The organism is Seleniivibrio woodruffii (assembly GCF_004339245.1).
Lineage (GTDB): Bacteria > Chrysiogenota > Deferribacteres > Deferribacterales > Geovibrionaceae > Seleniivibrio > Seleniivibrio woodruffii.
On sequence record NZ_SMGG01000003.1, the window covers coordinates 163,262 to 188,588 of the forward strand.

22 protein-coding genes are annotated in these 25,327 nt (G+C 46.8%); all 22 read left to right on the top strand.

The window, feature by feature from the left end:
- Positions 1 to 6: 6 nt before the first annotated feature.
- The 22 genes from C8D98_RS00765 (at position 7) to C8D98_RS00870 (ending at position 25,327) form a co-directional block, all read left to right on the top strand.
- Entirely contained in the window at positions 7 to 786 is a 780-nt protein-coding gene (locus tag C8D98_RS00765; RefSeq protein ID WP_132871123.1) for a transketolase, read from the top strand.
- Positions 783 to 1,697 carry a transketolase family protein gene (locus C8D98_RS00770; RefSeq protein ID WP_132871125.1) on the top strand — a complete coding sequence of 305 codons (915 nt, stop codon included), beginning with the start codon at positions 783 to 785 and terminating at the stop codon, positions 1,695 to 1,697. The genes C8D98_RS00765 and C8D98_RS00770 overlap by 4 nt, the downstream gene beginning before the upstream one ends.
- A complete protein-coding gene (locus tag C8D98_RS00775; RefSeq protein ID WP_132871127.1) occupies positions 1,690 to 2,352 on the top strand; it encodes a class I SAM-dependent methyltransferase in 663 nt (220 codons plus the stop codon). Before C8D98_RS00770 ends, C8D98_RS00775 begins: the two co-directional genes overlap by 8 nt.
- An 8-nt stretch (positions 2,353 to 2,360) precedes the next feature.
- On the top strand, positions 2,361 to 3,431 hold the full coding sequence (locus C8D98_RS00780) for a radical SAM protein (protein WP_132871129.1): 1,071 nt from the start codon (positions 2,361 to 2,363) through the stop codon (positions 3,429 to 3,431).
- Entirely contained in the window at positions 3,431 to 4,147 is a 717-nt protein-coding gene (locus tag C8D98_RS00785; RefSeq protein ID WP_165871135.1) for an SDR family NAD(P)-dependent oxidoreductase, read from the top strand. Before C8D98_RS00780 ends, C8D98_RS00785 begins: the two co-directional genes overlap by 1 nt.
- Positions 4,148 to 4,149: 2 nt before the next feature.
- The gene (locus C8D98_RS00790) at positions 4,150 to 4,824 is read left to right on the top strand and encodes a class I SAM-dependent methyltransferase (RefSeq protein WP_132871133.1); all 675 of its coding nucleotides are present in this window, start codon (positions 4,150 to 4,152) and stop codon (positions 4,822 to 4,824) included.
- Positions 4,821 to 5,762, top strand: a complete 942-nt coding sequence (locus C8D98_RS00795; RefSeq protein WP_132871135.1) for a radical SAM/SPASM domain-containing protein — start codon at positions 4,821 to 4,823, stop codon at positions 5,760 to 5,762. Before C8D98_RS00790 ends, C8D98_RS00795 begins: the two co-directional genes overlap by 4 nt.
- On the top strand, positions 5,759 to 6,994 hold the full coding sequence (locus C8D98_RS00800) for a class I SAM-dependent methyltransferase (RefSeq protein ID WP_132871137.1): 1,236 nt from the start codon (positions 5,759 to 5,761) through the stop codon (positions 6,992 to 6,994). The genes C8D98_RS00795 and C8D98_RS00800 overlap by 4 nt, the downstream gene beginning before the upstream one ends.
- The gene (locus tag C8D98_RS00805) at positions 6,987 to 7,718 is read left to right on the top strand and encodes an SDR family oxidoreductase (RefSeq protein ID WP_132871139.1); all 732 of its coding nucleotides are present in this window, start codon (positions 6,987 to 6,989) and stop codon (positions 7,716 to 7,718) included. The genes C8D98_RS00800 and C8D98_RS00805 overlap by 8 nt, the downstream gene beginning before the upstream one ends.
- A complete protein-coding gene (locus C8D98_RS00810; RefSeq protein WP_132871141.1) occupies positions 7,715 to 8,854 on the top strand; it encodes a class I SAM-dependent methyltransferase in 1,140 nt (379 codons plus the stop codon). Before C8D98_RS00805 ends, C8D98_RS00810 begins: the two co-directional genes overlap by 4 nt.
- Entirely contained in the window at positions 8,854 to 10,482 is a 1,629-nt protein-coding gene (locus tag C8D98_RS00815; protein WP_132871143.1) for a hypothetical protein, read from the top strand. The genes C8D98_RS00810 and C8D98_RS00815 overlap by 1 nt, the downstream gene beginning before the upstream one ends.
- A gap of 15 nt (positions 10,483 to 10,497) precedes the next feature.
- Positions 10,498 to 12,324, top strand: a complete 1,827-nt coding sequence (locus tag C8D98_RS00820) for a putative sugar O-methyltransferase (protein ID WP_132871145.1) — start codon at positions 10,498 to 10,500, stop codon at positions 12,322 to 12,324.
- Positions 12,325 to 12,329: 5 nt separating this feature from the next.
- Positions 12,330 to 13,121 carry a hypothetical protein gene (locus tag C8D98_RS00825; protein WP_132871147.1) on the top strand — a complete coding sequence of 264 codons (792 nt, stop codon included), beginning with the start codon at positions 12,330 to 12,332 and terminating at the stop codon, positions 13,119 to 13,121.
- Between the two features lies 1 nt (position 13,122).
- Positions 13,123 to 14,256, top strand: coding sequence for a glycosyltransferase family 2 protein (locus tag C8D98_RS00830; RefSeq protein WP_132871149.1), 1,134 nt, complete (start codon positions 13,123 to 13,125; stop codon positions 14,254 to 14,256).
- A gap of 10 nt (positions 14,257 to 14,266) precedes the next feature.
- On the top strand, positions 14,267 to 16,378 hold the full coding sequence (locus C8D98_RS00835) for a hypothetical protein (RefSeq protein WP_132871150.1): 2,112 nt from the start codon (positions 14,267 to 14,269) through the stop codon (positions 16,376 to 16,378).
- 87 nt (positions 16,379 to 16,465) lie between these two features.
- On the top strand, positions 16,466 to 17,362 hold the full coding sequence (locus C8D98_RS00840) for a glycosyltransferase family 9 protein (RefSeq protein WP_132871152.1): 897 nt from the start codon (positions 16,466 to 16,468) through the stop codon (positions 17,360 to 17,362).
- The gene (locus tag C8D98_RS00845; protein ID WP_132871154.1) at positions 17,359 to 18,498 is read left to right on the top strand and encodes a glycosyltransferase family 2 protein; all 1,140 of its coding nucleotides are present in this window, start codon (positions 17,359 to 17,361) and stop codon (positions 18,496 to 18,498) included. Before C8D98_RS00840 ends, C8D98_RS00845 begins: the two co-directional genes overlap by 4 nt.
- A gap of 2 nt (positions 18,499 to 18,500) precedes the next feature.
- The gene (locus tag C8D98_RS00850; RefSeq protein ID WP_132871156.1) at positions 18,501 to 21,110 is read left to right on the top strand and encodes a glycosyltransferase; all 2,610 of its coding nucleotides are present in this window, start codon (positions 18,501 to 18,503) and stop codon (positions 21,108 to 21,110) included.
- Positions 21,107 to 22,123 (top strand): NAD-dependent epimerase/dehydratase family protein, encoded by a 1,017-nt coding sequence (locus C8D98_RS00855; RefSeq protein WP_132871158.1) that lies wholly within the window; start codon positions 21,107 to 21,109, stop codon positions 22,121 to 22,123. Before C8D98_RS00850 ends, C8D98_RS00855 begins: the two co-directional genes overlap by 4 nt.
- A complete protein-coding gene (locus tag C8D98_RS00860; RefSeq protein ID WP_132871160.1) occupies positions 22,108 to 23,175 on the top strand; it encodes an NAD-dependent epimerase/dehydratase family protein in 1,068 nt (355 codons plus the stop codon). Before C8D98_RS00855 ends, C8D98_RS00860 begins: the two co-directional genes overlap by 16 nt.
- Complete coding sequence (locus tag C8D98_RS00865) at positions 23,172 to 24,272, top strand: radical SAM protein (RefSeq protein WP_132871162.1); 1,101 nt, start codon at positions 23,172 to 23,174, stop codon at positions 24,270 to 24,272. Before C8D98_RS00860 ends, C8D98_RS00865 begins: the two co-directional genes overlap by 4 nt.
- On the top strand, positions 24,269 to 25,327 hold the full coding sequence (locus C8D98_RS00870; RefSeq protein ID WP_132871164.1) for a DUF354 domain-containing protein: 1,059 nt from the start codon (positions 24,269 to 24,271) through the stop codon (positions 25,325 to 25,327). The genes C8D98_RS00865 and C8D98_RS00870 overlap by 4 nt, the downstream gene beginning before the upstream one ends.

Consider the following 25,327-nt stretch of genomic DNA (forward strand, 5'->3'; position numbering starts at 1 on the left):
CAAAAGATGAAAGATATATCAAAACGCATCAGAAGAAACATCCTCCGTATGGCAAACGTATCAAAAAGCCCCCACGTAGGCTCTGCGCTCTCATGTGCGGACATCATGACAGTGCTTTACCACAGGGTGCTCAACCTGTCTGTCCCCGCAGACGATACCCGTGACTATTTCCTGCTCTCAAAAGCTCACTCTGCCATGTGTCTTTACAGCACCCTCAACTCCAAAGGACTACTGAGCGACGAAACCATGATGAGCTACTATCAGAACGGCGGGGCACTTCCCGCCCACACCGACAGGTTCACCAACGATTACGTGGAAATATCCGCAGGAAGCCTCGGACATGGGCTGCCCATAGGGCTGGGGATAGCCAAGGCCATGAAACTTCAGAAAAGAAACAACAGAGTGTTTGTTCTGATGGGAGACGGCGAAAGTCAGGAGGGCTCTGTGTGGGAGGCGGCAATGCTTGCGCCCAGTCTGGGGCTGGACAATCTGACAGCCATGATAGACTATAACAACCTTCAGGGATACGGCAGAGCACGTGAACTGGTGGCGTATGAGCCTGTAAAGGACAAATGGGAAAGCTTCGGCTGGAACACCTTGTGCATAGACGGACACGACCATGATGCGATATACGAGGCTCTTACATCGGCCTCTGACAAACCGAAAATGATAATCTGCAACACAATCAAAGGAAAAGGCGTCTCCTTCATGGAAGATCAGCTTATATGGCACTATTTCATAGTGACGGACGAGCACATGAAAAACGCTCTGGAAGAACTGGCATGAGAAACAGAATAGCAAAAAGAATATACGAAAAAGCGAAAGAGGACAAAAGCCTCTTCCTGATATCCGGAGATGCGGGACTGGGTGTCTGGGAGCAGTATCAGAAGGATTTTTCCGACAGATTTCTGAACCCGGGCGTCAATGAAGCATGTGACGTGGGCATGGCGGCGGGATTGGCTCTCTGCGGCCACAAGGTGATATATTACAACATAGCCCCATTCGTTGTTATGCGCCCGTATGAGCAGCTGCGCAACGATGTCTGCTATCAGGAACTCCCCGTTATATTTGTGGGCACAGGAAGCGGAATAACCTATGCACCGGCAGGGATGACCCATTACGTTGTCGAAGACATCGCACTATGCAGAACACTGCCCAACCTGAACATCTTTTCGCCCTGTGACCCCATAGAGGCGGATGCGGCATTCGCATATGCATACGAAAGCAGAAATCCTTCATACATCCGCATTCCAAAGAACGGGGAACCGGAGGTGCACAAAGCACCGATAAAGGATATAACCCAGCCGCATGTTCTGAACGAGGGGAGCGATGTTCTCCTTATTTTCCACGGATCAATATCCGACGATGTTCTTAAAGCATGTGAAGAGCTGAAGGATAAGGGGATATCAGCCTGTGCGGTGTCACATCCTTGCGTTAGTAAAATCAGCGAAGAAATGCTGGATATGATAAGCATGTTTCCGGCTGTCTTCTGTATTGAGGAGCATTTCGAATACGGCGGACTGGGAACAATGCTTGCAGATTCATGTAACAGTTTCTCTGTACATAAAAAAATACATAAGCTCGGCATAAAAAATCAATACATACACACAGTGGGCAACAGAGATTTTCTCCGAAAACATTACGGGATAGATGCCGGTTCGATCGTATCCGCAGTAACAGGGGTGCTTCATGGGTAAAATGGTGGAATTTATCACAAAACTTCATAAAAAAACCCAGAGAGACTACATCGGCAGAATGACTGACGATAAAATTCACTGTATGGACGTTGCAAAACTCTACGGAGCCGACTACTGGGACGGAGACAGGCGATACGGCTACGGCGGCTACAGATATGACGGCCGCTGGAAATGTGTTGCCGAAGACCTTATCGCCGCATACGGACTTACCAACGATTCCAAAATCCTCGATGTGGGCTGCGGAAAAGCATTCATACTTTATGAGCTCAAACAGCTTCTGCCAGGCTGCCGTATCGCTGGAATTGATATATCCGACTACGGGCTGGCAAATGCAAAAGAGGATATCCGCGACTGCCTTATAAAACACAATGCAGCCGACCCTCTTCCTTTCGGCGACAAAGAGTTTGACCTTGTGTTTTCGGTAACCACCCTGCACAATCTGAAGATATATGACCTGAAAACAGCCCTTTCAGAAATAGAACGGGTGGGACGACATGGTTATGTCATGGTGGAAGCATACAGAAACTCGGCAGAACTGTTCAATCTGGAATGCTGGGCGCTGACATGCGAATCCTTTTTCAGACCGGACGAATGGATATGGCTCTACAAAGAGTTCGGATACACCGGTGACTATGAATTTATATATTTCGAGTAAGGTGTTAAATGGCATTACGTTACACCAAGTATAAGATATTTCACTTTAAGGACAAGCTGGATTCGCTCCCCGCCGGAAATCCGGAAATAAAGCCGCCTGTCCACATACGCATCAAACCCACGAATGTATGCAACCACAGCTGCTCCTACTGTGCATACAGGACAGACGCTCTTCAACTGGGACAGGACATGAACATCCGCGATTTTATCCCCAGAGAGAAGATGCTGGAAATAATCGACGACTGCATCGAAATGGGTGTTAAAGCAGTAACTTTCAGCGGAGGAGGAGAGCCGTTCTGCTATAAGTATTTCACCGAGGTGCTGGAAAAACTGGCCGCATCGCCCATTCAGTTTGCTTCGCTCTCAAACGGAGCACTGGTAAAAGGCCGCCCCGCAGAGATATTTGCAGAAAAAGGAACATGGCTCAGAATATCCATCGACGGCTGGGACGATGAAAGCTATTCACGTTACAGATCTGTGAAAAACGGCGAATTCACCAATATTATGAAAAATATGTCAGCTTTCAAAGCTATGGGCGGAAAATGCAGTCTGGGAGTCAGCGTCATAGTTGATAACCAGAACTGTGATCATCTGTATGAACTGGTCGAAAAAATCAGAAATACCGGAGCTGACAGCGTTAAAATATCCCCATGCATCGTAAGCAACAGCGCAGCAGAAAACAACCGTTACCACGAGCACATCTTCGACACTGTGAAATCCCATACGGAGAGAATAAAAAAAGACTTCCTTAACGGCGGTTTTGAAATATATGACTCATACCATCTGATGGAATCGAAGTTTGAAAAAGACTACGACTGGTGCCCATATCTTCAGGTTCTGCCTGTAATAGGGGCGGATCAGAATATTTATCCCTGTCAGGACAAGGCATATAACCTTGAAGAAGCCCTGATAGGCAGCATCCGTGATGTCCGGTTCAAAGACTTCTGGTTTTCCGGTAAAAATAAATTTTTTAAAATCAACCCCTCAAAGGTATGCGGACATCATTGTGTTGCCAACGACAAAAACAAGGTTATTCTCGAATACCTGAACACAGATATGGAACATCTGGGGTTTGTATAATGAAAATACTGATTACAGGCTCATCCGGAGGAATAGGTTTTGCAGCTGCCGAAGAGCTTGTCAGACTGGGGCACAGTGTGCTTCTGACAGGCAGGAAACAGGAAACACTTTCCGCCTCGGCCGGCAGACTGAACTCCCTCGCATTCTGCGGCGATTTGAGCAAAACAGAATCCGTTAACAGACTTTATGGATTCTGCAATGAACAGGACTTCATCCCTGAAGCAGTTGTCCACACGGTCGGAGGGACTGTTAACAACGACAGACATCCCCTAAACACCGGGACACTGGAAGAATCAATGCGCCTGAATCTTTACAGCGCAGCAGAACTGAACAACCTTCTGATCCCCCTTATGCAGCAAAACAGCGGCGGAAGAATAATCCACATATCCTCTCAGGCGGCAAAAGACGGCAACGCCTCGCCTGCATACGCAATTGCCAAGGGCGCGCTGAACATATACATCAGAAATTCCGCAAGGTTTTACGCTCAGGACAATATAATGATATGCGGCATAATGCCCGGAATACTGGATCACGAGGGTTCGGCATGGCATCAAAAAAGCACCGAAAATCCCAAAAAATACGAAGAAAGAAAAAGCAGACAGCCCCTCGGGCGTTTTCTTAAGCCTCAGGATATCAGCGGTCTCATCGGCTTTCTGGCAACGGACAGATCAATGGCATACACCGGCACAATTTTCGATATAAACGGCGGAGAATGATAATGGGCTACAAGCAGGAACAGTTCAACGAATACACTCAAATGCTTGAGGAAAGCGGATATGTGACACTTGGAGTGCTCTCTTCCGCCACATGGAACTATGACCCGAAAAGACTGACCTTCTGTCTGTCCCGATATAAATTTGCCGCCAAAATGCTCAGCGGAAAGGATACGGTTCTGGAAGTCGGTGCAGGAGACTGCTTTGCCAGCAGAATAGTCTCTTGCGAGGTGAATAAACTGATCTGCACGGACTATGATGAAAAACTGATTTCCGAAGCCGAAAAAATGCGCCGAAACGATATGGCCAACACAGAGTTCAAAGTCCACGACATGCTCACAGGAGCTTATTGCGAACAGGTTGACGCCATATACTGCCTTGATGTATTCGAACATATCGCCAAACAGGATGAACGGATCTTTCTGGAAAATATAAAAAAATCGCTAAACGAACACGGCATTTTTCTCGTGGGAATGCCCAGTCTGGAAAGTCAGCAGTATGCTTCGGAAGGGAGCAAGGCAGGACATGTTAACTGTAAAAACGGAAATGAGATGAAAAAACTGCTGGAAGAATACTATCACAACTGCTTCCTTTTCAGCATGAACGACGAGGTGGTTCATACCGGCTTCTCGCCCATGGCTCACTACATTATCGCAGTCTGCACCGGAAAAAAGCAATGACAGACTACCAGAAGCATCTTGTTGAAAAATTCAAAGTAAGTTCTTTCGATGATTTCTATGCTTTTCCTCTGTTCTTCGAACTGGAAACAGTAAACGTATGCAACGCCAGATGCTCAATCTGCACCATCAACGAATGGAAGAGTGAAACTCCTTTCATGGAAGATGACTTATTTTTCAGACTCGCAGACGAAATAAACAGCCATTCCGACACCGTCAGGATAGTCAACCTGAGCAGAGACGGCGAACCGTTCCTTGACAGCGGTCTGGAAGAACGGATAGCCTATTTTAAAAAGGGCGGGATAAAGTTCACAACACTGTCCACAAACGCCGCACTGCTGAACGAAAAACGCATCCTGTCCGTTCTGGCCTCAGGACTTGACGACATAATGTTCTCTGTTGACGGAGCTACAAAGAATACATACGAAAACATCCGCATAGGTCTTTCATTTGAAGAGGTCACTGAGAATATCAGAAACTTTATACGCCTCAGAAACGCTTCCAACAGCAGCACGTCGGTCAGAATACGCATGGTGATGACACCCGAAAACATGCACGAAGCTGATGATTTCAAAAAGATGTGGCAGGACGTAATAGGCTCCGGAGATAAAATACAGATGAAACACCTGCACAGCTGGGGAAACCAGCTTCAGGGTTTTAATGCCGTTACCGAATATGAAAAGATATATACTCCGTGCAGTTCGCCTTTTACCACATGCATCATCAAGTCTGACGGCGAAATAATAGTATGCCCTGTGGATTTCAAGCGAAAACACATCAACGGCAGCATCATGGAAAAGAGTATAGCCGAAATATGGAAAAACGGAAAAGAACTGAACGCTTTCAGGCAGATACATCTCGAAGGCGGCAGAAACGATATCCCCATGTGTGAAAAGTGCTTTCTATGGGATGCTGATATCTCAAAGGTGGACATGACATGAAACAGGACAGAAAACTGACTGAATGCCGAATGTGCGGCAGCAGAAATATCATAGAGACAGTACGTTTTGCAGACGTCCCCTTCGGAGATAATTTTCACAAAGACCCGACCGGCGCAAAGACCGAAGAACTGCACGAACTGGCACTGGTTCTGTGTGAAGACTGCGGCAACGTTTTTCTGAATATTCTGGCCGATATAGAATCGATATACGAAAGGTATATCTACAGAACTTCAGTCTCTCAGGGGCTGGGCAACCATTTTGCCGGGATGGTGGCTGACTGCATGCAGAAACGTAAACCGGATGCCGAATTCGTTGTTGAGATAGGAAGCAATGAAGGCCTTGTTCTTGAGGAATTCAAACGCTACGGAGTAAGAGTTCTCGGGATTGAGCCATCACCCGTTGCCTGTTTTGCTAAGGAAAGGGGAATCCTCACCCTCAAAGAGTATTTCACCTCCGGATTGGCAAAGCAAATCGTCGGCGAACACGGCAAAGCAGATTTCATAATAGCTGCAAACGTCCTTGCCAACATACATGATCTGGACGATATAGCCGAAGGCTGCCGGACACTTCTTAAAGACGGCGGCGAACTGATAATCGAAAGTTCTTATTTCATGGCGGTGCTGCAAAACAATCTCATCGACACCATCTATCATGAGCATCTCTCCTACTTCACAATAACCGCCATAGGCAATTTCTTCAGAAAACACGGAATGGAACTGCACGACTATGAGATAAACAGCTCAAAGGGAGGCTCTGTCAGGTATTTCATTAAAAAAGGGTTTCCCGAAAACGGATTCAACCCGAAAATATCGAATGCAATACTGAAAGAACGTGAAGACGGGCTTTTTGACCCGCAAAAACATGACATGCTCAACAGAAACACCGAAAAAATGCGCAGAAATCTGGAATTTCTGCTGAAAGACGGCAGAGAAACCGTTGTTTACGGTGCGTCAGTCGGTATTGTCACGATGATATACCTGCTTAACCTGAAAGATAAAATCCGGTTTATAGTAGACGATAACCCCATAAAAACAGGGACATTCAGTCCACATGCCGCACTGGAGGTAAAATCTCCTGAAATTATCCGTGAAGGCGGGTATAGAGTTATAATATGTGCATGGCGGTTCATCGACAGCATCGCAGAAAGGCAGCCCTTCATAAAGAATGCCCGTGATATATACGTCACAGATCTGCCCTCTGCGGAAATAAGGGAATGGAGCGGAAATGTCTGACAAAAAACTCTGCCTCATAATCGGCGGCTCGAAAGGTACAGGACTTGTTGCTGCAAAGCATTATCTGGCAAACGGATGGGAAGTTGTGTCCGCTTCAAGAAACCTGCCGGAAAAACCGGCCGATGGGATACGGTTTCTCACGCTTAAGGACAGCAGCAGTGATTCATGCCGCAAGGTTCTGAATATGCTGGGGCAGCCTGTTGACGCTGTCATCTTCTCGCAGAAGTTCAGAGGCGCAGGCGACAGTTGGGCAGGCGAGCTTGATACAGGAATGACCCTTACAAAAAATATGATAGAGACGGCCGCAGATGGTTTTTTTGCATCCAAAGCCTCTGTTGTAATAATTGGTTCAGCCGCTCAGGATTTTTATGCGGAGGAACAGCCTGTATCCTACCATGCCGCCAAGGCTGCTCTGGCTCAGATGGCTGTTTATTATGCAAACTCTCTCGGAAAGAAAGGCGTAAGGGTAAACGGCATTCTATGCGGAGCGGTAAAAAAACCTGAAAATACAACATATTATGAAGACGAGAAGATGAAGAAAATCTATGAAACAATATCACCTCTGGGAAGAATGTGTGAAGCGGAGGATATAGCAGGTGCCGCTTTTTTTCTTACCGGCAGTTCTGCATCATATATAACAGGTCACGTGCTGAAAGTAGATGGAGGGATCTCCACCGTTTCCCACGAAAGTCTGGTAAAAAAAATCTGGGACATTAAACGATGAACAAATATATCGAATATTACTCAAAAAAGAACGTTTCACCCGTAAAACAGGATATCAGCGACATCAGCGGCCATATTGAAAGACGTCTGGCTCTCTACAGACTGCTGGGAGTAACCCCTGCAACACTGAAAGGCTCAAGAGTGCTCGAGGTTGGACCTGGCAGCGGGTATAACTCAGTGGTGACAGCCAGTTGCAAGCCCGCCGAATATTCTCTGGTCGAACCTAACCTGACCGGATACCGGGAAATGCTGGAGCTTTTCGGCAGATTCGATTTTTCAGGAACCCGTCTGTCTTTTAACAACGTCACGCTTGAAAATTTCAATGAAAAACCTTTCGACGTGGTTCTCTGCGAGGGGCTTATCCCCGGTCTGGACGATAAAGCCGGATTCCTGAAAAAACTTACGTGTTTTGCAGAGGACAAAGGCTCTGTACTTGTTATAACCTGCATCGACACCATAAGCATATTTTTTGAAAACGCACGACGATATCTTGCAAAAAAGATAATCGACAAACATGGTATAACCGATTTTGACAAACAGGTGGATCATCTCTGCGTCATTTTTGAAAAGCATCTTAAAACTTTAAAAGGGGTCACCAGATTCACCACGGACTGGGTTATCGATGCTATCCTGAACCCTGCGGCGGCAAACCACGACTTCTCTTTCAGAGATGCCATGGAGGTTCTGAGGGATGATTTCTTCTTTCTCGGCGCATCACCCGACATTTTCACCAATACCGTCTGGTACAAAAATCTGCCGCACGACCCCAAAGACTACAACAATATATACGAGACCCAGTTCGCCGAGCTCTGGCATAACCTTATCCACTACAAGATCAGTGAACAGCCCAGAGAAGCGGAGAAAAACATAAAACTTTTCAATATCTGCACCGAGTTCAATGATGCCATTAATAAGAATATATTCGAAAATGCAGACAACGACGGAAAAATCATCAGCCTCCTCTCTGATGCCGCTGAGAATCTGAGTTCAGCCGCAAATGTTTATGAGGCAATACGTCAGTTTACGGATATACTCAATTCAGAATGTTTCAACGCAGACGAGATGATGCAGAAATATCCCCTGTTCTGCGAAGCGTTCGGAAGAGGGCAGCAATATTTCAGCTTTGTGAGGAAATGATGAAAAAACTTCTGGTTACAGCCGTTTGGGGCAGGACATATTTCGACACTTTTTTAAAATTCTGCCTGCCGAGTCTGTTGTCACCGGAAAACCTCCCTTCGCTGAAGCCTTACAGCGAAAATTTCTTCGCAATCTGTACCACAAAAGATCTCTGGGACTATTTCCTTACAACCGAAGCATATAAAAATGTTTCAGAGTATGCTGTTCCCGTTTTTTATCCGGTTGAGGAACATCTTAATAAAAAGTACGACACCACAGGCAACTTAACCTATGCTGTCATGACAGCTGTTCACAACGGGGTCATGCTGGAATACCAGAACGACTACGCATATGTATTCGTAATGCCCGACACTCTCTGGTTCGATGGAGCACTCTGCAATGTTCTGAAACCGCTGAACGAGGGAAAAAGAGCGGTCTATGCATTCGGAATGCATCTGGACATGGGTGCGCTGGAAAAATATACGGCAAATATGACGAATGGCGTCATTAAGATTTCATCCGAACAGACCTGTTCGCTTACATTAAAAAACCTTCACGGCATATCAGAAAGCTCATTGATAAACTCAAAAAACTTCATAGCAAACGGAAATTTCTACATTTCCGATGAAGACAGGACAACAGCCGTACTCAAAATGGCATACCTGACACCTGCCGTGGTCTACCCCTATAAAAAGCTGATCCCGGTAAAACCGGAACAGACCATCGATAACGGCAGTTTTGTGAATGACAACATAGACGACCAAAACCTGATAAGCATAATCTCCGACTCACGGGAGTTTATAATGATAGCCATCGACTCTCAGGAAACAAAGCCATGGGGAGCGGGCAGCAGAGGAATAAATTATCTGGACGTAGCTTTCTATGTCTCCAGATACATTGCGGACTACGCCTTTGATTTCTATAAGCATTCATGCCGCATATATACCGGACAAAAAACTGACGGACACGAAGCTTTGCAGGAAAAACTGGAATCCTTTATGAATAAAGTCCGTCTTGTTCTGAAATATAAGCAGTTCTTTTACGACTGGCATGAGGTTCAGCTGGAAATTATCCGCAAAAATGATGTTGGCCTTCATATGAAAAATATAGCCGATCTGTTCAGCAACCTTTTAAACGATGATGAAATATATTCCTGTCTGAACATAGACAGAGCCGATGCTCAAAGATATCTGCAAAAGCTGCTTTCGGCAATTAATGATGAAAACATCAGATACATGGACTTTTTTAACACAACAAGGTATATCATGAACCTGTTCGGCAGCGGTGAGTTTTTCCAGAGCCTTCTTGATGAATACCGCAAAGGTTCGGAGCTGATTGATGAATTCACGGAAAAATCTGTTCCGTTTTATATTTTTTCAGCAGGGGACGACACCAGAATGTATCTGAAAATGTTCGGCCTCTCTAATAAAAACGTAATGGCCATCATTGACGACAATCCGAAATACGAAGGTACGACTCTGAACGGTATACCGGTTATAAAAACACCGCAGAATCCGGAGAACTTAAACGATGCCGAAAACATCATTATAATATCAACAAAATTCGGCAGTGTTATTTACAACAAGCTTATGGAACTGGGATACGAAAAAGCCGGCTTCCATCTGCATATTATTCGAAGACATGTCTGACAGGAGTTTATTTAAATGGACAACAATTACGGGAGTGTCTGGTCTAACGCCATCAGAGCAATCAATGATATTCTCAAAAAGGATATCTCTGATGAATACCGCTTCGGCGAAATTCTTTCGACCGGATTTTTTACTCAGCTCACATCATATAAAGACCCTGAGTTCAACGGCAGTCTGACCGACTGGTACATCGATTTTCTCAAAAACGAATATGTATTCAGCATAGAAAACCTGCCCGATGCTTCACAGGAGGCATCCTTCTTTCCTGAACATCTTCTGGTCAGGCGCAACGGAATGCTCCTCAGCACCGATATGCTCAGGTATGTTGCATACTGCCTGAAACTGAAGGAAAACAGCACAAAAATCGGAACTGTCCTTGAAATAGGCAGCGGATACGGCGGATTTGCCAGAATAATGAAGGCGTTCACTCCTGACGTCAGGATATGTCTTACTGACATTAATGAGTCCCTGAAATGTGCCGAGATATACCTGAGAAAATCATGCCCTGAAGCAAGAATATCATGGGATATAGCGGATGCCGATGCCGACTTCATTCTGATACCTGTGGAGAATGCTCAGAGAGATCTTTCGGGCAGACAGTTTGACCTCGCAGTCAATATCTGGTCTCTTGGTGAAATGCCCGACGCATATACATCTTTTTGGATGGATCTCATTCAGGCAGGACACATAGAACGTTTTTTCACCATCAACTCCTTCATGGCTCCCGTGGTGTACGGAACGTCCGACAGAACCGGAATCGGCAACTGGCTTTTCAGGATTGACGAAAAATGGGAAATAGAATATTTCGAAACCGACCCCAAGGTACATCAGTGCCCGCTAATCATGGATTTTCCCAAAGGAGTGGCAATAATAGGCCGCAGGACACGCTTGGACAGCGAACTTTCTCAGCTGAAAAAGGCCGCAGAAAGACGTTTTCAGCCTGTTTTGCAATATGACTGGGTCAGATCGGCCCTGTCCGGCTGCAAGCTCGACGACGGAACGTATGACATCACAAAGTTGTCAATGTCCGTGGCCGAAAGGACACGCTCCTATATTGGCCATTTCCGGATCGGTTCAGGCATCGATGACACTTTTTTCCGCATATGGGATCATTACAGGCACACCGGAGACAAGCTTCCGGCATCACTCATGGTCGTCTATCTCTCGCTTGCAGGCAGATTCGGCAGAGGAGAGTGCTCAAAAGAGGAACTGATACTTCTGAAAAAGCTGCCGAAAGGGCATCTCCATAAGCACTATTCAGTTTTCCTTAACGAAAAGACGCAGGATACGATTACTGCATACGGCAGAATCCTCAGCATACAAAGTGCATGCGATGAAGCCATCCGGTTTCTGGATAGCGGCTCTCTTGACAAAGCTCAGGAGTTATTTTTCCAAGTCGCCTCAGCCAATCCCCAGCATGCCGACGTATGGCACTATCTGTCCCGAATAGCCATGAATAAAAAGGACTATGCGGCAGCATCGGCTTATGCCGCACACGTCTGCTTCCTATATCCGGTTTACCGCACATACCACGAATCATTCTTCAATGCGGTTGAACTGCTGAAAAATAAACGTCCGGATATGCAAGGTATCCTATCGGACAGGATTCCTCCGACAGCCTTTGCAACTCATGCATATGAATGCCACCTGCGCCAGACTGAGAAGGATATGGGTTATCAGGAAGGCTTTCTGCTTATGATTTTGGCCGGAGATGGCCGTCTGTATTTCAAATCAATGGCCGAAAAATGCCGCAACGAAAACCTGCATATGCAGGCAGATGCATTTGAGAAGGCATACGTGCGCTACAAAATCAGACAGCACAAAAAAACAGATCCGGAATAACAGACATGCACAGACTTGTCCTCTGCAAAGAAAAAGAAGAATATAAAGATTGTGCCCAGAGCTTTATAGACATGCACAGACTCCACGGCATAAACAGTGCCTTCAGCAGCAGCGGTTCGTCCGATGAAATAATCCATGCGCTCAAAGCTGAAGGGAGATTTATCTTTGGTTCAGACAAGCCCATTGAACAACAGCAGTTCAGATTTCTGCTGAACCTTCTGGAAAATACCGAAGACACCGTATATCTTTCCAGAACCGACCTCCCTGAAGATATTGAACTGCCAGCCAGCCTTAAGGACAGGTTTGTGGTCACCCGTTTTCTCAGCATTGAAAAATACATAAAAATAACAGACTGCTACATCCATTTTTATGACAAAATACTCTTTCAGACCTGCGGGGAAGATCTTAAATGCATAACAGCCGCAAATCCTCTGAAAATGCCGGATAAAACTGCTCTGGAAGTGTTCGACACTCTGTACGCCACGGCTAAACCGGAGCATATAATGCTCTCTCTTCAGCTTGACAGGGCAGACTTCACCTCAGGATACGATATTTTCAAAGCCTGCATCGGAGAGCTGATCCCCGATGAGGAGTTCAGCAGGCTGGCAGCCAGCAAAAGGCGCGGGGCTGATTACATGCTGGAACTTTTCAGGCTTGCCGCAAAATATCCGGCATTAAAAAAGCGTCTGATATCAATTTCGTCCCGAACCATCAGACTCGCCAGACAGGATATCACTCTTAAAAAGACTGTAAGCCTGTCGGACATACTGTTTGGAAAAGAATCTCAGGAACTGTGATATGAAAGAAGATACTGCCGAAAATAGAACCATAAGTGTTATAATTCCCGCCTTTAACCGTCCGGAATCTCTCCGCAATTTTTTAGAAACGGTAAAAAAACAGTCTTATAAACATCTTGAGCTGATAGTGGCCGACGACTGTTCGGACGTTCCTTTGTCCGATGTCGTTGCCGACTATCCCGAAGTCATTTATCTCCGCAATGAAAAGAACCTCGGATATTCCGCCAACATGATAAATGCCATGAAATATGCATCCGGAGCATTTATCCATTTTGCTTCCGATGACGACGAAATGGGGGAAAGCTGTTTTTTCGAAAATGCAATGGAGCGTTTTGACAGCTGTCCCGAAACCGATGCTGTATTCTCCAGACTTGAGATTCTCAGCTGCTACCGCAATATTGTGAACAGAAAAGACTTCAGCGAAACATTTACTCCAGAAGAGTTCTTTGAAATGCTCAAAAGCATCCGTTTTTCATTTCTCGACTATTTTGCCCTGAGCACATTCGTTTTCAAAAAAGAACTCCTGCACCTCACAGCCCCGTTTGTAACGGAAACTCCTGAATCAAACTCCATCGACATATCCACAATAATCAAATATACCGCTGCATGCCGCAGGATAGATTTCATAGACTGCGTCGGATACCGATGGCAAAAGTTCACCCCCGACTCACTCGGTAATGCGAAAAAGGATGATCTGGCCTATCAGACACTCTGCTCTGTTTCAGCTGTAGTGGATGTTTACCGTCATTTCAACGGCAGCGGAAAATACAAAGATCTGCTGAACGCATATGTTGAATACATTTTTCAGGCCATACTGGCAGACTACTACTCTCTGAACATTGAAGAAAAAATAAAGGAGATTCCTGCTGCGGTACGGGGGCAAAGGGTATACGTTTATTGCAGAGGATGGGTTGGTCTGCGCATTGAGGACCATCTGCGAAAGAACGGCATAAACATACTCGCCTTTATAGAGGATTTCAAATCTGCAAATGAAGACACCGTCAGCTTTGAAAAATTCCTTGAAGATGAGCGGCCGTGCACCGTTATAATTGCAAGCACAAAACACAGGGACGTGCTGAACATATATAAAAAGCTGAACAGACTTGCAAATATAACGATTATCGATCTTATTTGAGGTTTTGCGGATGAAATTCAGATTTGCTGCATATGACGAACAGGCGGACTACTCCAAAAGAAATATCATATCGTTCATTCACATAGGAAAAACGGCAGGAATGACCGTTACGGCGGCAATCTCCGCCTGCATGCCCGAATCGGTGGTCTCCTATCCGTTTACAGGATGGCATCACTGGGTCACCGACAAAAAAAGCCGCCTTATCAAAGAGGTGGATAATATCTACATTTCCGGTCACTTCAGCATAGGGGCATACACCCTTTTCGGTACAGACCGTACTGTAAGAAACTATACCTTCCTCCGCAATCCATACAGCCTGGTAATGTCCTTTGACAAGTTCTTCAAAGAACAGCAGTATGCCAGATCTCAGGATCAGGTGGAGATATACGCTGTGGAAAGCTATGTGAAAGCACTCGGTGGCGGCTGTTTCGACACAGCCCTTAAAACTCTCTCCGAAACCGTAACCATCACCGGCATAACCGAAATCATGGGGAAATCCTTTGAACTGATAGCATACAACCTTAATGCCAATCAGGTTTCCTACGGAAGACACAACTACATAGAAAAGAACGACAACGCTGATATCCCTGATAAATATAAAAAATATGCCGAAAAGCATATGGCTGAGGATATCGCTCTCTACAGGCTGTCGTGTGAAAAACTGGACAAAATGCACAACGACATTTTTAACGTAAAAAGATACGCTATTCCCGCTGTCAATTTTTCCAGTGATAACGTATCTTCAATGCCCCATCTTAAAATGTCGGCGAAACTGACGGAATACAAAAACGATTCCGAACATCTCGAAAGCCTGATCAACTACTACGAACAAGACAGCTCAGATCCGGTGAGAGCTCAACAGATCGGCCATTTCTATGCCGACAGAGCCAATGCGGCAGAGGCGGAAAAATGGTATCGAACTGCAACAGCAAATTCCGCCATCTACATTATCGGCCTTCTGAACATGCTGGCGCAACATGACAGGGAGCAGCAGCTTAAATACCTTTCAGACATCATAAACAAACTGAGCAGCATTAAAACACCGGAAGGTCATTTCACCTATCTGAGTGACTTCAAAAAGCAAATTGAAAAAATGCTGCCGGAGGATTTCAGCCGGTCGGATAAGCTGTATTTCGCTGATCTCTGGGAAACCATGCATGAAAACGAAAAGGCGGACTTTTTTACTCAGGTCATCCTCAAGGTCTCTTCCGGAAAAATTCATATCAAAAAAGGCATAGAGGAACTTTTCCCCTTCTGCCTCTCCCGAAGGTTTTCCGATGACAACCTATACTGGGCGGGTTTTTTCCTGCATTTTCTCCTCCTTTCACGAAACAGGTCACTTTATGATAAGTTCATCCCCACCGTTCAGAGCAGGATTGAAGAGACTGTCGACCGATTTCTTAATGAGAAAGCGTGCAGGGAAAAGATAAACGGAGAAAATATTTACAACTTTGCCCTCACAGCTGGATTTCCGGCACCTGTCTATAAAATCAGCAAATACCTTTCCGAAACCCAGCCGGAGGAGATACACAAAATAAGGCTTCTCAGCAGTATGCTCAGTCTTGGTATGTTCAGAGAAATTCTGGATTTCGACGAAAGCACTCTGCAAGAAGCAGATATCATAAAACTGGCAAGACCTATCAGGTATATTGCATCAGGGATGCTGGGAATCGACTGCAAAATGCCGTCAGATTCAGCGGAACTGCGCAGACAAATGATACTTCAGCCCGTTCAGCCTGACTTTTCAGACAAGCCCGTGAACCTTGTTGTCTGCTGTGGCGACCCGGCATATGGCAAAATAGTGAAAGGATTCCGTATCGGCAAAGGTTCAAACATGGTCTCTTTTCTCCCCGCAATATCAGCCGGAAAACATTTTATGTGTGTCCACAATCTGACCGGAATTTCCGAAGAACTGGCAGCGGAGTACATTGACGGAAATATGGACACGGTTATTGCCGCAGACCTGCGGGATATCAGAATTCTAAGCAGAATTTACCACCTTATAGAAAGCAAAGTGAATAAAAAAGTCTATATACGCTTTTTCAGTTACGACGGCAGGATGGAATCCGTCAATGCTGTACTTAACAGAGATATCTTAGACAGGCTGACTGAAATTAAATAAAACAGAATCATATTCAGGCACTATACACTTGCGGTAACACGTTTAAACTTATAAAATGGGGTTGCGTATAAGTCACAACGGTGGAAAATGAAAATACTCATTATTAAACTCGGCTTCTCAGAAACACTTGACCCGGAAATAGGAAAAGTCTCATCTCTGGGAGATGTTCTGCGAACAACCCCTATATTATATGCCCTTAAAGAAAAATATCTGGATTCAAACATAACATGGCTGACAGACGAATCCGCCGCCCCCCTCCTGCACTATAACCCATATATAGACAGGCTTCTTATCTGGGACTCTTTCATCGGATTTCAGCTGATGAGTGAAAGATATGACATTGTAATAAATCTTGAAAAAATAGGCGGGCTATGCGCACTTTCAAACCATATAAACGCATGGAAGAAATACGGTTTCCGCTTTGACGAAACCACAGGCTCATACGATGTTTACGAAGGCGCTGAATACGCCCTCGACCTCTGTCTGAAACACAACATAAAGAAGAACAACATCCGCATATGGCAGGAAATTCTCGTCGAAATGGTCGGAGTTGAATGGGCTCAGCAGCCTTATATCCTCGGCTACAAGCCAAAAACAAAAGAGTGCTTTGATGTCGGCTTCAACTATAAGGTGGGAACGAAATTTCCCGAAAAGGCATGGTCAGAAGAGAGCTGGAAAACACTGGAATCCATGCTGACAGCCGAAAACCGTACATTCAGCTACCAGCAGGGACTCTCTAACCTTTACGAATATATCGACTGGATCAACTCCTGTAAAACGCTTATAACATGCGACAGTCTAGGTCTGCATATAGCACTCGCACTAAACAAGACCGTAATAGGCCTTTTCGGCCCGACTAACGCCACCGAAGTCTTTTTCTACGGCCGCTCTTCACACATAAAAAAGAACTCCATGCACGAAATATCCCCTGAAGAAGTTTTTACTGAATACCGTAAAGCCGATTACAGAGGGGATGCGCAATGAACATTAAGATATCCCTTATAACATCAACCCACAACGCATATAATCAGGACTTTTCGGTGCTGGAGAATCTGCTCGACAGCAGCGGCATAGCTCTGGAAGTAATCCGGGTCAACGATCCCTACGGCAGCTTCCACCTGAATAACATCAACTGCCGGAATATGCGGACAATCACTCCGCCAAAAGGCCTGGGCTATTTCAACTCACTCCGTTTCGGGCTCCTCCAGACCACAGGAAGCTATATATACTTTCTTTCGGAAGATACAAAGCTGAACGACCTCAGTTTCTTCTCGCAGGCTGTAAAAAAACTGAATGAAGATGCAGATCTCGTTTTCAGCAGATCAGAGGTCTCCACCGCCGGACACGGAAACTACATTATGAAGCATCCGTTCAAGGAGCAGTACACCCCAGCCGAATTTCTTCGTGAGTGGTACAACCTGAGAATGATTTTTGTTGACTATTTCAGCTTCAGCAGCTTCATGTTCAGAAAAGATATGCTCATGGCAGCGGAAGCCTTTATCTCTTCATTCCCCGATGCTGTCTCGCTGGACACAGCAACAATAATCAAATCCATACTTCTGTCCAGAAATATAGCTTTTGTGGACTGTGTCACAGCTACAAGACACTTCAGAAGCGGCGGCAGGGATGTCAACGACAAAAGCAACATGACTGCACAGGTGGTCAACCATTTTGCTATCCCTCTGGACGTGACCAGCTTCATAAAAAAACTTGATCTCAGCCACGAGCTTATAACCGAGATGAAAACGTTTTTCAACCAATATGCGGTCTATTCGTTCAACGCAATCACTTCTGATTTCTATCAGACTTCCAATGAGGTGATTTTTGACTGTATGGACTTTGAGGAACTGCTGAAAAACAGAGATGTTTATATCTACGGCAGAGGCTGGGTCGGACTGGCACTGGTTGAGTATCTGAAAAATGCCGGTATCGGCGTCAGGTCTTTCATTGATGATTTCAAAGCAGGCGAAGGAATCATAACTTTCGACCAGTTCAAAAACGAAGAACATAGAAATACTTCAGTCATCATCGCCAGTTATAAATGCACTGACGTTTTCAGAATATACAAAAAACTCCAGACCGTCGGAGGCCTTAATATAATCGACCTTTTGAGAGCATAACTATGATAACGGCATTCGTTCCCACCCTGAACAACGAAAAGACCATCGGACGGGTTCTGAAAGCAATAAAGGCGCAGACGGTGAGGCCGAAGCGGATAATCGTCATCGACAGCGGCTCAGCGGACGCAACGGAATCCATCTGTCTGGATGCGGGTGTGGAGTTCTACCCGAAATCCTATTTCGGCGATTTCGAGATTCTGGGGCTGGGCAGAGCCAGAAACCGTATTCTCGAACTTATCGACACGCCGTATCTTCTCTCTGTGGACAGCGACATTATCCTGCGCCCCGACCACATAGAAAAGATCCTGCCCATGTTCGCCGAAGACCCAGCCATAGCAGGCATAGCAGGCAGACAGATAGAGCTGAACCGTATCCACATGGGCGACAAGTGCCGTGCGCTGGTGGACATGCGTGACCTCTACAACGAATCCCGTAAGCTGAAAGACGAGTTTCGCCCGTTTCTGATGGGTTCGAACAACATATACAGAACCGATGCCCTCCACATTGTAGGAATGGCCGAGAACGGCAACAAATTCAGGCCGTTTGAGGACGCATTCATGTCCAACTATGAGGATGCGGATGTTGGCCACAAGCTCACAAAACACGGCTATAAGCTCCTCTGGACGCCCTCCGTGCCGACATATCATCTCCAGAAGGACGACGTGCGCTCCTACATAAACAGAGCCTACCGCTACAGGGTCTTCAAATGGCTCCTTAACGGCGGTTTTGAGACGGAAGAGGCATATGCGGGCAAGATCGAGCACAACATAAACTACGTCCGGATGGGCATAAACATCATCACTGAAAAACAGCGGTCATATCTGGCCTATCCCTTCTTTCTTGCAGGTTTCAGCTTTTTCATAGAGGACATACTGCACTTTGAACAGGGACACCCCATGGCACGCAAAATATACAACAGCTTCCTGAAAAGCATGGAACACTGCAAAAGCGAGGAACTGAAACGGGGCATCCTTGAGTTCAACAGGCTGATACTGGACAACATAACCCTTGAGCGCACCGAGGAATACGACGAGCGCATCCTTGAGTGGTTCCTGAGCCTTGCCGACCTTTCGGCCTTCCACAAAAAGTTTCCCGCCATGCACGACACAAAGCTTACGGAAACCGATGAGAACACCCGTATCTCCTGCCTTACAGCCTCAAAAAAGAGGATGGAAGCTGAGGATAATTTAAATATCTACGGCAATTTCAAAGTTATGCTTATGAATCTGCCGTGGCGAAAAGAGAACGGCAGATACGGCGTCCGTGCAGGAAGCCGCTGGCCGCACACATACGACATGGGCAGATACGATTCCGCTCTCCCGCCGTACATCCCTTATCCATTCTTTTTGGGACACACATTCAGCCTGCTCCAGCGGGCGGGGATATCCTCATGGATGTGCGATGCGGTGGCAGAGGGCTACACAGAGGAGGAGGCAATATTTGAAGCGTTCGGCTACGAACCGAACCTCATAATTGCCGAAGTTTCAGTACCCAGCCTCACAGGCGACCTGAAAACTCTGGCGGACATAAAGGCATTTCTGCCCGACACAAAAATATGCATCACAGGTCCTTTACCTAAAGATATAATCGCTCAGCTGGCGGAAAAACCTTTTATAGACCACATAATTGACGGGGAATATGAGTTCGCCGCACTTAAACTGGCACAAGATCTGAAGCACAAACGTATGACGCAGAAAACAGTCCCCATGGAGCGGCAGGACGACTACGCTCAGCTTCCCGTTCCCGAAAGGCTGTTCACCCCGTTTTACAACTACAACGACAGACCCGTTGCGGCTCTAAAATACCCGTCTCTACAGATACAGCTCTCCAGAGGATGCCCGTTCGGCTGCTCCTTCTGCGTTCTGCCGTCGGTTTTCTACGGCGACAGATACCGAAAAGGCGACATAGTTAAAGCTGTAAACGAGATAGAAAAAAACTTTAAAACATTCGGCATACAGTCCTTCTATGCGGACGACGACACATTCAACGTGGACAAACGCCATGTTGCAGCATTCGCTCAGGAGCTTATCGACAGAGGGCTGAACCTGCCGTGGATGGCTATGGCAAGAGCCGACACTCTGAACGACAAAGAACTTCTTACCCTTCTGAAACAGTCGGGGCTTATCGGTCTGAAATTCGGCATAGAGAGCACAAATCAGGCCGCACTGGCTGAAATGAACAAAAAGCTGAATATAGAAAAATGTCAGGAGACCTTTGAAATATGCAGGGAGCTTGGCATAGGGATACATCTGACTTTCACTCTGGGCTATCTGGCGGACACGCCTGTTACTGCGGAAAACACCTTCCGCTGGCTGATAGGGCAGAATCCCGACTCCATGCAGGTGTCGCTGACCATCCCCTTCCCCGGCACGCCCATGTTTGACACCCTCAAGAATATGAACGTTCTGACCGATATGAACATGGACGGTTACGACGGTGCCGATAACCTCCCCTTTGAAACACCCATGGGGCGTGATAGAGTAAAACTGCTGAAACAGCAGTGGATTGCGGCATGGCTTGCATTTAAAAAAGGCGAAAGGACAGAGGCCTCTCAGCTGACTGCATTCAGCGATCCCCATGGCCTGTCCGAATATATAGGGAGCAGACTTTGAAAATACTTATTACAGGCGGCTGCGGCTTTGTGGGAAGCAGTCTCGCACTTAAACTCAAGCATAAATACCCCGCATACACCATAACTGCACTGGACAACCTCCACCGCAAGGGGAGCGAACAGAACATTCTGTTTCTGTCAGCGGCGGGGATAAACTTCATTCAGGGCGATGTCCGCTTTCAGGAAGACCTTGAGGAACTCTCCTACGACGTTATCATTGAGGCCAGCGCCGAACCGTCTGTCATGGCGGGGCTGAAAGGCGACGACAGATACCTTATCGACACCAATTTCAACGGACTTTTCAACTGCATCGGTTCCGCTCTTAAGAACAATGCGAAGATGATCTTTCTCTCCACCAGCAGAATTTTTCCCATGTCTGCCATAAACAGTCAGGACTACATTGAAGAACCCTCACGCTACACCCTGCGCTACGGCACAGGTTTCGCCGAGAACTTCTCCAAAGAGGGCACACGCTCGCTCTACGGAATGAGCAAATACGCAGGAGAGCTGATGATAGCCGAATACATCGATATGTTCGGCCTGAAAGCAGTAATAAACCGCTGCGGTCTCATTGCAGGCAAGGGTCAGTTCGGCAGGACAGATCAGGGAGTGATAACCCACTGGGCGGCAAGCTATATCTACGACAAGCCCCTGAGCATCTTCGGCACCGGAAAACAGGTTCGTGACGTGCTGAACGTAAGCGATCTTTTCCGTCTGGTAGACATGCAGATACACGACTTCACCACCTTCTCCGGCGAGCTTTTCAACGTGGGCGGCGGAATCCGCAACTCACTCTCAATATTCGAACTGGATTCGCTCTGCAAAAAATACGTTGGTCAGAAAGATATAGATTTTCAGCCTGAAAGGGACATGGACATCAAATATTATGTCACCGACAACTCCAAGATCCAGAAGCTCGGATGGCAGCCTGAGATATCCGCAGAAGACACCGTTAAAGAGATCATCGAATGGCTGAACAGCAACAAAGAGGAGCTGAGATGGATATTTGCCTGATAACGGGTAGCGGAGGACTGATAGGTTCGGAGGCAGCGGAGTTCTTCTCCGGCAGTTTCGACAAGGTCATCGGCATCGACAACGATATGCGGGCTTATTTTTTCGGCGAGGGTGCGTCAACCTCATGGAATGTTGCACGTCTGGGCGAAAATCTGAAAAATTATGAACATTTCAGCATAGATATCAGGGATTTTGATAAACTTGAAAAACTGTTCTCCGAATACGGAACCGACATAAAGCTCGTTCTGCACACAGCGGCACAGCCCAGCCACGACTGGGCGGCGAAGGAACCCTTCACCGATTTCACAGTGAACGCAAACGGCACACTGAACATGCTCGAAGCGGCGAAACGACACTGCCCCGATGCAGTCTTCATATTTACATCCACCAACAAGGTATACGGCGACACGCCTAACCTGCTCCCCCTTGTGGAGCTTGAGACCCGCTGGGAGATAGACAGCTCCCACCCCTATTTTGAAAGGGGCATAGATGAAACCATGTCCATCGACAGCTCAAAACACTCCATCTTCGGCGCAAGCAAGGTGGCCGCAGATGTCATGGTTCAGGAATACGGCCGCTACTTCGGCATGAAAACCGCCGTTTTCAGAGGGGGATGCCTCACAGGACCCAACCACTCCGGCGCACAGCTCCACGGATTCTTAAGCTATCTGGTGAAATGCGCAGTCACCGACACACCCTACACCATCTTCGGCTACAAGGGCAAACAGGTGCGTGACAACATTCATTCATACGACATGATAAACGCATTCAGTCATTTTTATAAAGCACCCCGTTCCGGTGTAGTTTACAACATGGGCGGAAGCCGCCACAGCTGCTGTTCCATGCTGGAAGCAATAGCCATGCTTGAAAAACTCACAGGCAGACCTTTCAGACACAGCTACACAGAGGACAACAGAAGCGGCGACCACATCTGGTGGATAAGCGACGTTTCAAAATTCAAAAACGACTACCCCGAATGGGAATACACGTTCGGCATCGAACGCATCATAACCGACATCTACCGCACCATGCTTGAAAGGGGAACCGCATGAACTACAACATAGAGGATATTTCTTACTGCATCACAGAGAGCTGTCCCGGCCCCTGCCGCTACTGCTCTATGTGGCAGCTGCCCGACAGGCAGTCCGAGGAACTGACCCCCGCCGAGCTTGACAGTATCTTTTCGTCAAAATACCTGAACCTGAAAAAAGTACACCTTACAGGCGGCGAACCCCATCTCACCGATAATATTTTCAACATTGCCGACAGCATATACAAATTCCACGACACGGTGGTAACGGATACCCCTATCACAGGGTGGTTTCCCGAACGCCACGTTGAAGTTGCAGAATATTTCCTGAAAAAGCACCCTCTGGTTCGTCTGGACATCTCTCTGGACGGAGACGAGGAGACCAACGGAAAGATTCGACTGCGCAAAGACGGATTCAAACTGGCAGTGAAAACCGTTGAGGAGCTTTCAAAGCTCAAAGGCGTTGTTCTGCGCTTCCAGTTCACCATTTACAAAGAGAACCACCATCTCATAGAGTGGATGTACAACTTCGCAAAGGAACTGGGTGTGGGGCTCTACATAGGCTACGGACGATACAACCCAACCCGCTACCGCAACCTGAAAGACAACCTTGTAAAAGAGGAGCTGAACGAGAACAGCTTCATCTGGACTGACGAAGAGCTTGCCACCATCGACAGACAGCTTCTCAACATAGGCTACGACAAGGGCAGATACGCCGGAAAATATTATTTCCAGAAAGCCATATACGAGCGCAGACCCGTTGAGTTCGACTGCTACATGGGCAGGCGAAGCATCGACATAGACCCCTACGGCAACGTGTATCCCTGTCTGCTCTGGCTGAACTATCTGAAAATGGGCAACATCCGCACCGCAGGCGGTTTTGACAAGGTGCTCGAGGGCGATCAGGCACAGGAAGTTCTCACCATGATAGAGTCCAAACAGTGTCAACAGGACTGCACCTTCACCTGCGCAACAAAAATGACCCTTAAAAATCCCGACATCCCCTCTGTGGGAATGATAAAATATCCGGGTAGATACGGCTATATTTTCAGCGAACTGGACGTTATCCCCATACGCCCCTGGTGGTATGACGAGTACGTCCAAAGGGGCATAATTTGATCTGGTTTGACCTTGTAACGCCGAAATCCGTTATGTTCTTCCGCCCCTTTATCAACAAGATAAAGGACAGAGGCCGCACAGTTCTCGTGACAGCCCGTGAGGGTGAGGGCTATAAGGAGGTCGTTGACCTTCTGAACCTCTACAGGATAGAGTTTGTGAACCGGGGGTTCTTCGGCGGCGCAAATCTGGGCGACAAGCTCAAGGCATCCATCCACCGTCAGCTTGCGCTGATGGAATACATCGAAAAATGCAACATAACCAAACTGGTCTGCCTTTGCAGTGTGGATGCAAACCGTGTGGCTTTCGGTCTCGGCATCCCCATAATCAACTTTTACGACATCCCACTATCCGACCATACATCCGATTTCCGTAAGGCTCTGCCTCAGGCAAGGCTCACACTGCCGCTGTCCACCAAGGCTTTCCGGCCGTATATGGTTCCCCAGAATATCTTCGAAAGGTTCTCTCTGGAACCCGACCAGATATATTCATACAACTTTCTGGACGTTGTGGCATGGCTCCACGATTTCAAACCCGATATAAAATTCTTCAACGATTTCCTCATCTCAAGGGGTCTGGACGTTCGTAAAAAGACTGTTGTTGTTCGTGAGGAGGAGTTCAAGGCCTCCTATGTTGCAAAGAAATATCCCATGCTCTATGACGGGCTGAAACTGATAAAAGATAAAATGGATGTGAACATCATCCTGATCCCCAGATACGAAGCGGAGGCACTTAAACTGCTTGTGCCCTATGCCACAGTTCTTGAGGAGAAGATGGTCATTCAGCACCTTCTGGCCTATGCCGACCTTTTCATAGGCGGCGGCGGAACGCTGAACTCCGAGGCGTGCTATTTCGGCACACCAGTAATATCCACCCGCTCGTTCATCAGCCACTATGACAAACTGCTCATAGACAGCGGGCTTATGGAAAAGGCCGACACGGCGGAGGAGCTTCTGGAAAAGGCGCAAAACATAATATCCAAGCGTCACGACCCGAAGCCTCTGTTTGACACCATGTCGTTTGACATGGACACTATAATTGATGAAATACTGAAGTAA

Coding starts and splice junctions, on each gene's coding strand:
- C8D98_RS00775 (WP_132871127.1), top strand. CDS start 1,690: ATGGGTAAAATGGTGGAATTTATCACAAAACTTCATAAAAAAACCCAG.
- C8D98_RS00785 (WP_165871135.1), top strand. CDS start 3,431: ATGAAAATACTGATTACAGGCTCATCCGGAGGAATAGGTTTTGCAGCT.
- C8D98_RS00840 (WP_132871152.1), top strand. CDS start 16,466: ATGAAAATACTCATTATTAAACTCGGCTTCTCAGAAACACTTGACCCG.
- C8D98_RS00805 (WP_132871139.1), top strand. CDS start 6,987: ATGTCTGACAAAAAACTCTGCCTCATAATCGGCGGCTCGAAAGGTACA.
- C8D98_RS00790 (WP_132871133.1), top strand. CDS start 4,150: ATGGGCTACAAGCAGGAACAGTTCAACGAATACACTCAAATGCTTGAG.
- C8D98_RS00795 (WP_132871135.1), top strand. CDS start 4,821: ATGACAGACTACCAGAAGCATCTTGTTGAAAAATTCAAAGTAAGTTCT.
- C8D98_RS00815 (WP_132871143.1), top strand. CDS start 8,854: ATGAAAAAACTTCTGGTTACAGCCGTTTGGGGCAGGACATATTTCGAC.
- C8D98_RS00810 (WP_132871141.1), top strand. CDS start 7,715: ATGAACAAATATATCGAATATTACTCAAAAAAGAACGTTTCACCCGTA.
- C8D98_RS00860 (WP_132871160.1), top strand. CDS start 22,108: ATGGATATTTGCCTGATAACGGGTAGCGGAGGACTGATAGGTTCGGAG.
- C8D98_RS00780 (WP_132871129.1), top strand. CDS start 2,361: ATGGCATTACGTTACACCAAGTATAAGATATTTCACTTTAAGGACAAG.
- C8D98_RS00765 (WP_132871123.1), top strand. CDS start 7: ATGAAAGATATATCAAAACGCATCAGAAGAAACATCCTCCGTATGGCA.
- C8D98_RS00825 (WP_132871147.1), top strand. CDS start 12,330: ATGCACAGACTTGTCCTCTGCAAAGAAAAAGAAGAATATAAAGATTGT.
- C8D98_RS00845 (WP_132871154.1), top strand. CDS start 17,359: ATGAACATTAAGATATCCCTTATAACATCAACCCACAACGCATATAAT.
- C8D98_RS00770 (WP_132871125.1), top strand. CDS start 783: ATGAGAAACAGAATAGCAAAAAGAATATACGAAAAAGCGAAAGAGGAC.
- C8D98_RS00835 (WP_132871150.1), top strand. CDS start 14,267: ATGAAATTCAGATTTGCTGCATATGACGAACAGGCGGACTACTCCAAA.
- C8D98_RS00865 (WP_132871162.1), top strand. CDS start 23,172: ATGAACTACAACATAGAGGATATTTCTTACTGCATCACAGAGAGCTGT.
- C8D98_RS00820 (WP_132871145.1), top strand. CDS start 10,498: ATGGACAACAATTACGGGAGTGTCTGGTCTAACGCCATCAGAGCAATC.
- C8D98_RS00800 (WP_132871137.1), top strand. CDS start 5,759: ATGAAACAGGACAGAAAACTGACTGAATGCCGAATGTGCGGCAGCAGA.
- C8D98_RS00830 (WP_132871149.1), top strand. CDS start 13,123: ATGAAAGAAGATACTGCCGAAAATAGAACCATAAGTGTTATAATTCCC.
- C8D98_RS00850 (WP_132871156.1), top strand. CDS start 18,501: ATGATAACGGCATTCGTTCCCACCCTGAACAACGAAAAGACCATCGGA.